This window comes from Kineococcus terrestris (assembly GCF_041020755.1).
GTDB lineage: Bacteria > Actinomycetota > Actinomycetes > Actinomycetales > Kineococcaceae > Kineococcus > Kineococcus terrestris.
Map to the genome: position 1 here is coordinate 34566 of NZ_JBEUEI010000020.1, position 12072 is coordinate 46637.

Consider the following 12072-nt stretch of genomic DNA (forward strand, 5'->3'; position numbering starts at 1 on the left):
TCCCTCAGGCGGGCTCGTGCTCCACGACCATCTCGATCCGGCCCGTGCGCACGTCGTAGATGCCGCCCGCGACGGGCGTGCCGGCCGGCAGGTACGGCCAGGAGCGGATGCGCTGCACGTCGCGCGCCAGCGAGGCGCGCTGGTCGGCGACGGTGTGGAAGTCGATGCTGCGGGTGTCCACGCCGTGCCCGGCGACGAGCTCGTGGACCTCCGCGTCGGTCTTCTTCGTCATGCCGCAGTCGGTGTGCGCCAGCACGAGGACGCGGTCCACGCCCAGCAGGAAGTGCGCCAGGGTCAGCGTGCGCAGGACGTCGGAGGTGACGCGGGCGCCGGCGTTGCGCAGGATCTTCGCGTCGCCGACCTGCAGGCCGAGGACCTCCAGCGGCGAGATGCGCGAGTCCATGCAGGTCATGACGGCCAGTCCCTTGGCGGCGCGGCCGGGGCGCTCCTCGCCCGGGAAGCTCTCGGCGAAGGCGGCGTTGCCGCTGCGGACGTCGGCGAAGGGGTCCTCGGGTGCGCTCACGGGCGTCATCGAACCACCCGCGCGGCCGGCGCCGCCACGGCCCGGTGCGCGGAGGACTAGCGTTCCGGGGGTGTCCGTCCTCGTCCTCCGCCACGGCCAGACCGCCTGGAGCCTGTCCGGCCAGCACACGGGGACGACCGACGTCCCCCTCACCGAGCAGGGCGAGGCGCAGGCCCGCGCGCTGCGCCCGGTGTTCGCCGCCCGCCGGATCGGCCTCGTCCTGACCAGCCCGCGCACCCGCGCGCGGCGCACCGCGGAGCTGGCGGGCCTCGCGGCCCCCGTGCCCGTGCGCGTGGACGAGGACCTGGCCGAGTGGGACTACGGCGCCTACGAGGGCCGCACCACCGCGGAGGTGTCCGGGGAGCTGGGCCGACCGTGGTCGGTGTGGCACGACGGCGTCGTGCCCGGCGCGACGCCGGGGGAGACCGTGCACCAGGTCGCCGCCCGCGCGCGGGCCGTCCTGGCGCGCGCGGCCGCCCACGAGCGCGGACGCGGGGAGGGGGAGGACCCCGGCGACGTCGTGCTCGTCGCGCACAGCCACCTGCTGCGCGTCCTCACCGCCTGCTGGCTCGGCCTGTCGCCCACGGCCGGGGCGCTGTTCGCGCTGGACGCCGGCACCTGGGGCGAGCTGGGCCACGAGCACGAGCGGCCCGTCGTGCGCCGCTGGAGCGTGCCGCCGCCCGCCTGAGCGTCCCGGCCGCCGGGCCCGGTCGCCCCCCGTGAGCGCTGCGCCGGCCGGGGTCACCCGGACGGCGCAGGACGGCCCGGCACGGCTCAGGTGCGCGCGCCGCGCGCCGATGGGACGGCGTGGACGCCGTGTGGACCGCCTGGGCCGCCACGGTCGTCGTGACCGTCGCGGCCGTCGTGGCGCTCGCCGTCCTCGTCCGCCAGCGCGACCGCGCCCGCCTGGACGCCGCCCGCACCGACCCGCTGACGGGCCTGGGCACCCGCCGCGCGCTGGCCGAGCACCTGGAGCCGCTGCTGCGCCGCGAGGGGGCGGGCCTGCTGCTGCTGGACCTGGACGGCTTCCGCGAGGTCAACGACAGCCTCGGCCACGCCGCCGGCGACGACCTGCTGGTGCAGGTGGCCGACGCGCTGGTGCGGACCGTGCGCGGCGGCGAGGGCCCCGCCGGCCGCGTCTTCCGCCTCGGCGGCGACGAGTTCGCCGTCGTCGTGCCCGGCCCGTGCGCGGCGCAGGACCTGGAGGTGCCGGCCAAGCGGCTGCTCGCCGGCCTGTCCGTGGGGGCCTTCCACGCCGACACCGTGCCGCTGGACCTCAGCGGCAGCATCGGGCTGGCGGCCGCCCCGGCCGACGGCCGCTCGGTGGGGGAGCTGCTGCAGCACGCCGACGTGGCGATGTACGCGGCCAAGCGCGGGCGCCTGGGCGTGGCCCGCTACGACCGGGCCACGGACCCGCACTCGGCGGCGAACCTGGAGCTGCTGGGGCAGGTGCGCCGGGCGATGGAGGACGACCAGCTCGTCGTGCACTACCAGCCGAAGGTGTCCGGGGACGGCTCGCGGTTGCTGGGGTTCGAGGCGCTCGTGCGCTGGGACCACCCCGAGCGCGGGCTCCTGGCCCCCGCGGAGTTCCTGCCGCCGGTCGAGCGCAGCCACCTCGTGCACGCCCTGACCCGCTGGGTGATGATCACGGCGCTGCAGCAGGCGGCGCGCTGGCGGGCGCAGGGCCTGGCCACCTCGATGGCCATCAACGTCTCGGCCGCCACGCTGGACGAGGGGCTGCTGGGCATCGTCGAGGAGGCGCTGGCCCTGACGCGCTGGCCCGCCGCCGACCTCGTCCTGGAGATCACCGAGACGGCCGTCATCGAGGACCCGGCCGGCGCCCGGCGCACCGTGCAGGCGCTGCGCGAGCGCGGGGTGCGGGTGGCCGTGGACGACTTCGGCGCGGGCTCGACGAGCCTGGGCCACCTGCGCGGGCTGCCGGTGCACGAGCTGAAGATCGACCGGCAGTTCGTCGCGGAGCTGACGGCGCACCCGGAGGACGAGGTCATCGTCTCCTCGGTCATCGCCCTGGCGCACCGGCTGGGCCTGACGGTCGTGGCCGAGGGCGTGGAGACGGTCGCCGCGGCCGACCGCCTGAACGCGCTGGGCTGCGACGAGCTGCAGGGGTTCTTCTTCGCCCGCCCGCTGCCGGCCGACCAGGCGATGGCCTGGGTGCGCGCGGAGGGGATGGGCGGTCCCGGGGTCGACACGCCGCTGGTGGTGCCCGCGACGGAGTGACGCCTCCTCGCCCCTGTTCTCCGATGCCTCAGCGATGTATCGTCGAGGTATCGGAGCCCGTGCGCGGTGCGCGGGCGGGACGGAGACCGCCGTGCGCCACCCCTTCCACGACCACGAGCACCACGAGCACGACCACCCCGGCCCGCGGCCCGGCCGCCGGCGCGGCCCCGGTGCCCGCGCGGCCTTCGGCGGACCGTTCGGGGGCCCCTTCGGCGGGCCGGGCGGACCCTTCGGCGGTCCCTTCGGCGGCCCGGGCGCGTTCGGCCGGCCCGGCTGGGGCGGCCCGCGCGGGCGGCGCCGGCGCGGGCGCGGCGACGTGCGCGCCGCCGTCCTCGTCCTGCTCGCCGAGGAGCCCAGCAACGGCTACCGCCTCATCGCCGAGGTCGAGCGCCGCAGCGGCGGCGCCTGGAAGCCCAGCCCCGGCTCGGTCTACCCGACGCTGCAGGCCCTGCAGGACGAAGGGCTGGTCGAGGCCGACCCCGCCGACCCCAAGCGGTTCACCCTCACCGACCTCGGCCGCCGCGTCGTCGAGGACGACCTGGCCGGCGCCGCCCCGCCGTGGGAGGCCCCCGGCGACGACGGCGAGGAGCGCGGCGGCCCCCACGACCGGCGCGCGCACGAGCTGCACCAGCAGCTCGGGCAGATCGCCGTCTCGCTGCAGCAGCTGCTGGCCACCGGCCGGCCCGGCGACGTCCAGCGCGCCAGCGACGCGCTGGAGGCGTGCCGCCGCCAGCTGCACACGATCCTCGCCGAGGACCTGCGCGCGGCGCCCGAGGAGGACTGAGGGTCCGGCGGTGCTGACCGGGAGACCGGCCGTCCACCGCCCGCGCGGGACCTCGCGCCCGGTGCGGACGGAACCCCGCTCGTCGGTGCGCACCGCGGGCGGTGGCCGGCCGGCGCTCAGAAGGTGACGACGGCCTTGAACCGCGCGCGGCCGCTCGCGGCGCGCTGGTGGGCCTGCTCGACGTCCGCGAACGCGAAGACCTCGCTGACGGGCGCGACCCGCCCGTCGGCGACCAGCTGTAGCGCCTCGACGAGGTGCTCCAGGCCGTTGTGCGCGGTACCGACGACCTGCCAGCTGTTCGAGACCAGGCCCAGGGCCGGGAGCGCGAAGTCGTCGGGCGCGATGCCCATCACGGCGACCTTCCCCCACGGCCGCAGGCCCTGCAGGGCGTCGAGCGCGGACGCGTGGTTGCTGCTGGTGTGCAGCAGCAGGTCGACGCCACCGCTGGCGGCGAGCGCCGCCCCGTCGCCGACCACCTCGTCGGCGCCCAGCTCGCGCGCCGCCCGCTCCTTGTCGGGGGAGCGGGTCACGGCGGTGACGTGGTGCCCGGCGGCCTTGGCGTACTGGACGGCGAAGTGGCCCACACCGCCGATCCCGACGACCCCGACGCGCGCACCGGGCGCGGGAGCCGCCCGGCGCAGCGCCGCCCAGGAGGTGTAGCCGGCGCACAGGGTGGGGGCGGCGTCCTCGTAGGAGATGCCGTCGGGCAGGACGACGGTGCCGACGGCGTCGACGGCCACGTGCTCGGCGAAGGCGCCGTCGACCGTCACCCCGGTCAGGACCGGGCTGGCGCAGTTGGCGGCGGTGACGAAGCTGGCCGGGTGCTCCTGGCGGCAGAAGGCGCAGGTGCCGCAGCCACGCTGGACCATCGGCATCCCGACGCGGTCGCCCACGGCGCGGCTGGTGACCCCCGCGCCGACCGCGACGACCTCCCCGACGCCCTCGTGACCGAGCACCAGCGGGAAGGGCCGGTAGGACAGGTCGCCGTGCGCCATCCACAGGTCGGTCCCGCAGACGGCGCCCGCGCGGACCTCCACCAGCACCTGACCGGGCCCCGCCCCCGGTCGCGGACGCTCCTGGAGGACCCAGGGTTCACGGGGACCGGGGACGACGGCGGCGTGCGTCGAGCTGCTCATCGGACGTTCTCTCCTGCGCCTCGGGGGACCGGGTCTGGGCGGGGGCACCCGCCGCCGGACATGCTCCGGCGGCGGCGGGTCCCGGGGATCGGCAACGAGTGCCTAGGCGCTCGCGGGATCCCCCGGTCCGCCTGCGCGCCCGCGGCCCGGCGCCTACGGTGCCCGGCGGGGCGCCCGCGCCGGCCGGTGCGCCAGACCGTGGAGCGGAGGGCGCCGTGGACGGCGGACCGGGACCGGGGGGCGGTGGGACCGCCCGTCGCGCGCGCCCCGTCGGCCGCGAGGAGCAGTCCGCGCTCCTCGCCGGGCACCTGGCGGACGCTCGCCGCGGGCGGGCGGGCACCGTCCTCGTGCTCGGCGCGGCAGGCGCCGGCAAGACGCTGCTGCTGCGGGAGCTGGCCGCGACGGCCGGGGACTTCCGGACGGTCCGCCTGAGCGCCGCGGCCGACGAGACCGGCTCGCCCCACTCCGCGCTGGAGCTCCTGGTGCGCTCGCTGCCGGCGCGGGTCGCGGCCCTGCCCGCGCCGCAGCGGCGGGCCCTGGCCGTGGTCACCGGCCGCGAGGCCGGTGCCCCGCCGGACGCCCTGCTGGTCGGGCTGGCCGTCGAGGGGCTGCTCAGCGGGGCCGGACCCCTGCTGTGCCTGGTCGACGACGCCGACCGGCTGGACCCCGCCAGCTTGCGGGCCCTGGCGTCCGCGGCCCGGCGGCTGCGCGAGGGCCGCCTGCTGCTCGTCCTGGCCGCCCGCCCGGGCCGGGTGGAGGACGCCTTCGGCGGCAGCGCCCGCGTGCTGCTGCCGCCGCTGGACCACGTCGCCGCGCACCGCCTCCTGGACGCCCTGGTCGAGGTCCCGGTCGAGCCCCACCTGCGTGAGCAGCTGGTCGCCGAGTCGCGCGGTGACCCCGCGGCCCTGTGCGGGTTCGTCGACCTCGTGGGGCCGGCCGCCCTCGCCTCGGGCCTCGGCGCCCTGGCGCCCGCACCGCCCGGGACGGACCTCCCCGCACCGGCCGCCCCGGTGCGTGGACTGCTGGAACGGGCGGGGCGGCTGGCTCCGCCCGCCCGCACCGCGCTCCTGGCGGCGGCCGCGGAACCCACCGGCGACCCGGCGTCGCTGCGCTCCGCGCTCCGGGTGGTGGGCCTGCGGCCCGACGACCTGACCGCCGCCGCCGACGGCGGGCTCGTGGAGGTCGGTGCCCGGGTGCTCCTGGCCGACCCGCGGCTGCGGCCGCACCTGCACCGCGGCGCGGCCCCCGCCGAGCGCCGGAGGGTGCACGCGGCGCTCGCGCTCGCCGCTCAGCGCCGCGACGATCCGGACCGCGCCGCCTGGCACCGCGCCCTGGCGGCCCCGGGTCCCGACGACGGCATCGCCCGCGACCTGGAGGAGAGGGCGGGCGCAGCGGCCGACCGCGGCGCGGTCGGGACCGCCGCGCTGCTCCTGGAGCGGGCGGCTGCGCTGACCGGTTCCCCCGCGGACGCGGCGGACCGGCAGTGGCGGGCGGGACGGGCGTGGCAGGAGTCCGGTGACGCGGCGCGGGCCCGGCCCGCGATCGCCGGTGCCGCGCTGCGGCTGCGCGACGCCGGACGTGCGGCGCGGACCGGAGCGCTGATGGCCCGCATGGACTACGACCAGCGGCACGGGCGCCGGGAGGTGGACCGGCTCGTGGAGCTGGTCGCCGCGGACCGCGAGCCGGCCCGCGCCGACGTGGAGGCCCGCCTGCGCGCGGTGGTCGGCACGATGATCTCCGGCTCTCCGTCGGCGCGGGACCGCCTCCTCACCCTGGCCACCGACCCGGCCCGGGAGGGTCCGGCCGGTTTCGCCGAGGCGGCGCTGGACGCGCTGCTGGCGGCGGCGGCGGACCGCCCGGCGCTGGCGGTGACCTGCGCCGAGCGCGCCGTGGCGTCGCTGCCGCGCGCGGGGGACCTGTCCGCGGACGTCGACTTCATGTGGATCCACCTGGTGTGCGTGCTGTCGTGGGACGAGGCGGCGCTCGTGCGCCTGGCGCGCCGGTACGTGGACGAGGTGCGCAGCCGGGGGCGGCTGGCCCAGGCGGGTCTGGCCTACAACTACGCAGCGGTGATCGAGATGCACGCGGGCCGCCTGGGGGAGGCCGAGGAGCTGTCGCGCCGGGCCCGGCGGGTGCGGGAGCTGACCGGCGCCCGGGAGAACCACCGCGTCGACCTCCTGCTGGCCGCCTGGCGCGGGGAGGGTTCCCGGGTGGCCGACCTGGCGCGCGCCTGCCGGGGACTGGCCGCGGAGAACGGTGAGACGCGCGTCCTGGCGACCGTCGCCTACGCGCAGGCGCTGCTGCACAACGGTTCCGGGCGCTGGTCGGCTGCCGCGCGAGCGCTGGCGCCCGAGCGCCGCGACACCGGTTTCGCGCCGTTCCTGCTGCCCGAGGAGGTGGAGGCGGCGGTGCGGGCCGGGGACCTCGACCGCGCGCGACGGGCCCACCGGCGGTTGCAGGAGTGGATCGCCGGCGTGCGGACCCCGTGGGCGCGCGGCCTGGACCTGCGCTGCCGCGCGTTGCTGCTGGACCCGGCCGGCGGGGCGGAGGACCTGCACCGCGAGGCGGTGGCCGTCTCGGCGGAGGGGGAGAGCAGCACCCAGCTGGCCAGGGCGCGGCTGCTCCTGGGCGAGCACCTGCGCCGCGCGCGCCGCCACGTCGCGGCGCGCCGGGAGCTGGGCCCGGCGCACGAGACGTTCACCGCGGTGGGGGCCGCCGCCTTCGCCGCCCGCGCAGCGCGCGAGCTGAGGGCGGCCGGTGGTGTCCCGCGCGGCGCGGGGGAGGGAGCGGTGCGGCTGACCGCGCAGCAGGTGGCCGTCGCGCGGCTCGCGGCCGGAGGGGCGACGTCGAAGGACATCGCCGCCACGCTCGTCGTCAGTCCGCGCACCGTCCACGCGCACCTGCGAGCCGTCTTCGCCACGCTGGACGTCACCTCGCGCCGCGCCCTCGGCGACGCGCTCGCCGAGCACGGGATCGCCGGGGAGGACGTCGACCGCGCGTGAGCGGCCGGGCGCCGTGCCGGGGTGCCCCGGGGAACCCCGGGGAACCCCGGGGAGCTCCGAGAACTCCGGAGAACTCCGGAGAACTCCGGAGAACTCCGACACACCGTTGTCGCGGGAGCGCCCGAGGGTGGGTCCCGTGACCGACACCACGAACCCCACGACCACCCCCTCGGACCCCACGACCACCTCCGCCGCCCGGCGCTCGCTCGACCTGTGGCTGACGATGTGGAACGGCGACGGCGGCCTCGCCCGGCGCATCTGCGCCGACGACTTCCGCATCCGCTTCGCCGTCACCGAGCCCGACGGGTCGACGCCCGCCGACGACATCCGCACCGCCGAGGACTTCGCCCGCTACCTGGGCTGGTGGCACGGCCAGCACCCCGGCGTCGTGTTCACGAACGTGGCCGACGCGATCGACGGCGAGCACGGCCGGCTGCTGTGGGACATGGAGGCGCCCGGCGTCCACGTGGGCGGCGTCGACGTCTTCGACTTCGACCCCGACGGGCGGGTGCGACGGGTCTGGTCGGTCGGCGGGCAGCGCAGCGTGCGCGGCTGAGGCGCGTCCCAGCCGTCCTCTGCCAGGCTGACGGCCGTGAAACGGGCCGAGCGGCAGTACGCCCTCGTCGACCTGCTGCGGGGAGCGGACCGACCCTGGTCGGCCGCTCGGCTCGCCCGGGAGTTCGGGGTCTCGCGGCGGACCGTCGAGCGCGACATCGCCTCCCTCCAGCTCGCCGGGGTCCCCCTGTACGCCGACCACGGGGCCGCCGGCGGCTACTCGATCCTGCGCGAGTACTCCCTGCCGCCGCTGAACCTGACCGCCGCCGAGTCGCTGGCGGTGCTGGCGGGGCTCGGATTGCTGGACTCCTCGCCGTACCAGGGCGCCGCGCGCCGCGCTCGCGCGAAGATCAACGCGGTCATGGCCGACGAGCACCGCGGGCCCGTGCGCGACGTGCTCGCGACGCTGCAGGTCATCGACACCTCCGCACCGGCGGGCGGCGCCGTCCCGCTCGCCGTGCTCGCCGACGTCATCGCGGCCCGACGCGTCGTACGCATCACCTACACCGGAACGGGGACGACAGGAGCGGATGGGACCGCCGGCGACGTCACCGTCCGCGACGTCGAGACGATGGGACTGCTGCGCGGTGACGACGCGTGGCTGCTCGTCGGGTGGTGCCGGTTGCGGGAGGCGATCCGCGGCTTCCGCATCGAGCGGATCACCCGCCTCGAGGTGCTCGAGGAGGTGGCGCCGGTGCGGGACCCGACGTTGCTGGAGGCGGACCAGGCGCGCTGGCCGGTGCGGAACCTCGGCTGAGGAGCGGGACCGCTGCGACGCCCCCACCCGACCCGTGACCCCCTCCACCGCTCCCGCCGTCGACGTGCTGACCGTTCCGGAGAACTCGTACCCGTCCCCGCATCCGCCTCGGATGCCTCGACACCAGGAGTGACCATGACCACCTTCCTCATCACCGGCGCCGGCAGCGGGTTCGGCAAGGGCGTCGCCCTGCGGCTGGCCCAGCTGGGACACGAGGTCATCGCCGGAGTCCAGATCTGGCCCCAGGTGTGGCAACTGCGCCAGGAGGCCGGAGCCGCCGGGGTCCGGCTGGAAGTCGTCAAGCTGGACACCACGAACGCGCTCGACCGCGCCCACGCCTTCAGCCACGACATCGACGTCCTGTTCAACAACGCGGGCGTCATGCACACCGGCCCGGCCACCGAGGTCCCCGAGTCCCTGTGGCGCGAGTCCTTCGACGTCAACCTCTTCGCCACCATCGAGATGACCCGCGGCTTCGTACCCGCCCTGGTCGAGAAGGGCAGGGGCAGGATCGTCTTCGTCTCCTCCATCGCCGGCTTCGGCAAGGTGCCGTTCCTGTCCCCCTACGCCGCGACCAAGCACGCCCTGGAAGCCTTCGCCGGCATCCTGCGCCAGGAGGTCGCGGACTACGGCATCACCGTCCAGACGGTGAACCCCGGCCCCTACCTGACCGGCTTCAACGACGTGGGCTTCAGCTCGATGCACCAGTGGTTCGACGCCGACACCGCGACCATCGCCGTCCCCTCCGAGTTCATCTTCGAGGGCACCCTGCCCGGGCAGTACGACCCCGAGGAGATGATCACCGCGATGGTCCAGGTGCTCACCGGGGAGTCCAACGCCTACCGCACCACCTTGCCCACCGAGGTCGCCGCGCAGATCAAGGCCGACCAGGCCGCCGAGTGGGATCTCACCGTCCCGGTCCCCACCACCACCTCGCAGGAGTCCAGCTCGTGACCGACCTCAGCCTCGACCGCGCCCGCGGTGTCCTCGACGCGGCCCTCGCCGCCGCCCGGGAGGCCGGTGTTCCCCTCAGCGTCGCCGTCGTCGACGCCGGCGGACACCTCAAGGCCTTCTCCTCCCAGGACGGCGCCACGCTCGGCAGCATCGACATCGCCGTCAGGAAGGCCCGCACGGCACAGCTGTTCACGATGCCCACCGGCACCCTGGGGGAGCACTCCCGGCCCGGCGGAGCGCTCTACGGCATCGAGCTCACCAACGGCGGTCTGGTGACCTTCCCCGGCGGCGTCCCCCTCGTGGACGGCGCCACGCTCCTCGGGGCCGTCGGTGTCAGCGGCGGCCTGCCCGACGACGACCAGAGCGTCGCCGACGCCGGAGCAGCAGCCCTCTGAACGACCCGCCGTCGCCGCTCAGGAGGGGAGGCGCGAGCCCGTCAGCAGCGACCCGACGACGGGGGTGACGGCGTGCACGAGCGCCGTCCCCCGCGGGGGCAGCTCCCCGGCCCAGCCGGCGGCCGCGCACACCGACAGCCGCACCGCGAGGTTCGCGGTGACGGGATGGGCGCGGCCGCCGGCGCCGCCGCGCACCGGGCCCGTCGAGGCCAGCGCCCCGCCGCGGTGGTGGCGGGCGTGCTCCAGCACCCACCCGGTGCCCACGGCGCTGGCCGGGCTCGTCGTCAGCAGCAGCGCGGTCGCCGGGACCGCGCTGCGCCGCAGCGCCTCCCGCGCCCCGGCGGTCAGCAGTGCGCCGGGCGGGGCGTCCTCACCGGCCACGACCGCGGCCAGGTCGACCCCGTCGACCACCTCCACCAGCGGCGTCCAGTCCGCCAGCGCCCGGGCGGCTGCCCCGGCTCCCGCGACCGCCAGCAGGACGGTGGTCTCCACCCCCGAGGCGGCCGCCTCGTCCGCGGCGGCCACCAGGTGCTCCAGGCAGCGGTCCAGGGTCACCTGCGGTCCGGGCACGGGCAGCACGGCGAAGGCGCGGTCGACGCGCACGCGTCCCCCTCCCGCCGGGCCGGGCCCGGTCGTGGGTGTCGTCGGGGCTCCTGCCTAGCGCACGACGGGCCCGTCCGCCCGGCGCGCGTGTCGATCAGGCCCCCGGCGCGTCCCCGGGGGAGGTGCCCGGCAGCGGCAGCCCGCGCAGCTCGCCGACGACGGCGCCCCCGCCCAGGACCGGCTGGGACGCGAACGGCGCCAGCGCGTCCGCGGCCACGCCCAGCAGCGCCAGGCCCACCGCGGCCACGGGCATCCGGGCCCGCGCGCCCCCGTCGGCGATCTTGACGGCGACGGCGGACCCGTCGGGCAGCGCCGCCACCTGCACCGCCTCCACCCCGTCCTTGGCCACGATCCCCGGCACCGCCCGCAGCAGCGCGGTCGTGTCGCGACCCTCCCCGGCGACCAGCTCCGGGAAGGAGCGGACCGCGTCCGCGACCCGGCCCTCGGGGGTGCCCGCGCCCGCGGCGGCCAGGCGGCCCACGGCGCGCGCCAGGCCCGTCAGCGGCACCGCGAACAGCGGCGCCCCGCAGCCGTCGGTGCTCGCGGCGGCCGGCGCGGCCCCGGTCAGCTCGGCGACCGTGTCCGCGACCGCCCGCTGCAGCGGGTGGGCGGGGTCCAGGTAGGTCGCCGGGTCCCACCCGTTGACCCGGCACGTCAGCAGCATCGCCGCGTGCTTGCCGGAGCAGTTCTGCGCGAGGCGCTCCGGCGCGCGCCCGGCGACCCTCCAGCGGGCGTGCTCCAGCTCGCCCAGCGGCAGGTCGGGGGCGTTGCGCAGGTCGTCCGGGCCGAACCCGCCCAGCTCCAGGACCCGCCGCACGGCCGCCAGGTGCACGTCCTCGCCGGAGTGGCTGGACGTGGCGACCGCCAGCAGGTCGGCGGGCAGGTCCAGGCCGTGGCGCAGCATCGCCACCGACTGCAGCGGCTTCAGCGCCGAGCGCGGGTAGACGGGCGCCTCGACGTCACCGACCGCGGCCAGCGGCTCCCCGCCGGGGCCGAGCACGGCCATCGAGCCGTGGTGCACGCCCTCCACGAGGTCCCCGCGCACCAGGACGGCGACGGGGACGTGCTGGGCGGGGGGACGGGTGGTGGCGGGCACCGCTGGAGGATACGGACGCCCGCCGCGGG

The 12072-nt window shown here is 77.5% G+C and carries 12 protein-coding genes; 8 read left to right on the forward strand and 4 right to left on the reverse strand.

The annotated features are described in order from the left end of the window. Nucleotides 1-4: 4 nt before the first annotated feature. Nucleotides 5-532 (reverse strand): beta-class carbonic anhydrase, encoded by a 528-nt coding sequence (locus AB8M62_RS13155; RefSeq protein ID WP_369056541.1) that lies wholly within the window; start codon nucleotides 530-532, stop codon nucleotides 5-7. 61 nt (nucleotides 533-593) lie between these two features. Between AB8M62_RS13155 and AB8M62_RS13160 the strand changes: the two genes are divergently transcribed. The 3 genes from AB8M62_RS13160 (at nucleotide 594) to AB8M62_RS13170 (ending at nucleotide 3545) form a co-directional block, all read left to right on the forward strand. After that, nucleotides 594-1211 (forward strand): histidine phosphatase family protein, encoded by a 618-nt coding sequence (locus AB8M62_RS13160; RefSeq protein ID WP_369069849.1) that lies wholly within the window; start codon nucleotides 594-596, stop codon nucleotides 1209-1211. A gap of 119 nt (nucleotides 1212-1330) precedes the next feature. Then, on the forward strand, nucleotides 1331-2761 hold the full coding sequence (locus AB8M62_RS13165) for a putative bifunctional diguanylate cyclase/phosphodiesterase (protein WP_369069850.1): 1431 nt from the start codon (nucleotides 1331-1333) through the stop codon (nucleotides 2759-2761). A 91-nt stretch (nucleotides 2762-2852) separates the two neighbouring features. Next, the gene (locus AB8M62_RS13170) at nucleotides 2853-3545 is read left to right on the forward strand and encodes a PadR family transcriptional regulator (protein ID WP_369069851.1); all 693 of its coding nucleotides are present in this window, start codon (nucleotides 2853-2855) and stop codon (nucleotides 3543-3545) included. Between the two features lie 116 nt (nucleotides 3546-3661). Here the strand turns inward: AB8M62_RS13170 and AB8M62_RS13175 are convergent, their stop codons facing one another. After that, nucleotides 3662-4681, reverse strand: a complete 1020-nt coding sequence (locus AB8M62_RS13175) for an alcohol dehydrogenase catalytic domain-containing protein (RefSeq protein WP_369069852.1) — start codon at nucleotides 4679-4681, stop codon at nucleotides 3662-3664. A gap of 215 nt (nucleotides 4682-4896) precedes the next feature. On the opposite strand from AB8M62_RS13175, the gene AB8M62_RS13180 reads away from it, so the two are divergent. From AB8M62_RS13180 to AB8M62_RS13200, 5 genes are all read left to right on the forward strand, one after another. Next, complete coding sequence (locus AB8M62_RS13180) at nucleotides 4897-7683, forward strand: helix-turn-helix transcriptional regulator (protein ID WP_369069853.1); 2787 nt, start codon at nucleotides 4897-4899, stop codon at nucleotides 7681-7683. 136 nt (nucleotides 7684-7819) lie between these two features. Beyond that, entirely contained in the window at nucleotides 7820-8239 is a 420-nt protein-coding gene (locus AB8M62_RS13185) for a nuclear transport factor 2 family protein (protein WP_369069854.1), read from the forward strand. Nucleotides 8240-8275: 36 nt separating this feature from the next. Further along, nucleotides 8276-8995, forward strand: a complete 720-nt coding sequence (locus AB8M62_RS13190; RefSeq protein WP_369069856.1) for a helix-turn-helix transcriptional regulator — start codon at nucleotides 8276-8278, stop codon at nucleotides 8993-8995. Nucleotides 8996-9130: 135 nt separating this feature from the next. Further along, the gene (locus AB8M62_RS13195; protein ID WP_369069857.1) at nucleotides 9131-9949 is read left to right on the forward strand and encodes an SDR family oxidoreductase; all 819 of its coding nucleotides are present in this window, start codon (nucleotides 9131-9133) and stop codon (nucleotides 9947-9949) included. Beyond that, nucleotides 9946-10344: a GlcG/HbpS family heme-binding protein gene (locus AB8M62_RS13200; RefSeq protein ID WP_369069858.1), complete on the forward strand. Its 399-nt coding sequence runs from the start codon at nucleotides 9946-9948 to the stop codon at nucleotides 10342-10344. The genes AB8M62_RS13195 and AB8M62_RS13200 overlap by 4 nt, the downstream gene beginning before the upstream one ends. 18 nt (nucleotides 10345-10362) lie before the next feature. On the opposite strand, the gene AB8M62_RS13205 is transcribed toward AB8M62_RS13200, so the two are convergent. Together AB8M62_RS13205 and AB8M62_RS13210 are read right to left on the reverse strand one after the other, a co-directional pair. Then, entirely contained in the window at nucleotides 10363-10947 is a 585-nt protein-coding gene (locus AB8M62_RS13205; RefSeq protein WP_369056537.1) for a hypothetical protein, read from the reverse strand. 94 nt (nucleotides 10948-11041) lie between these two features. Continuing rightward, nucleotides 11042-12043 carry an asparaginase gene (locus AB8M62_RS13210; RefSeq protein ID WP_369069859.1) on the reverse strand — a complete coding sequence of 334 codons (1002 nt, stop codon included), beginning with the start codon at nucleotides 12041-12043 and terminating at the stop codon, nucleotides 11042-11044. Between the last annotated feature and the right edge of the window lie 29 nt (nucleotides 12044-12072).

Bases quoted from the DNA above. Each gene is read 5' to 3' on its own strand.
- AB8M62_RS13155 (WP_369056541.1), bottom strand. From the start codon at position 532: ATGACGCCCGTGAGCGCACCCGAGGACCCCTTCGCCGACGTCCGCAGC.
- AB8M62_RS13175 (WP_369069852.1), bottom strand. From the start codon at position 4,681: ATGAGCAGCTCGACGCACGCCGCCGTCGTCCCCGGTCCCCGTGAACCC.
- AB8M62_RS13195 (WP_369069857.1), top strand. From the start codon at position 9,131: ATGACCACCTTCCTCATCACCGGCGCCGGCAGCGGGTTCGGCAAGGGC.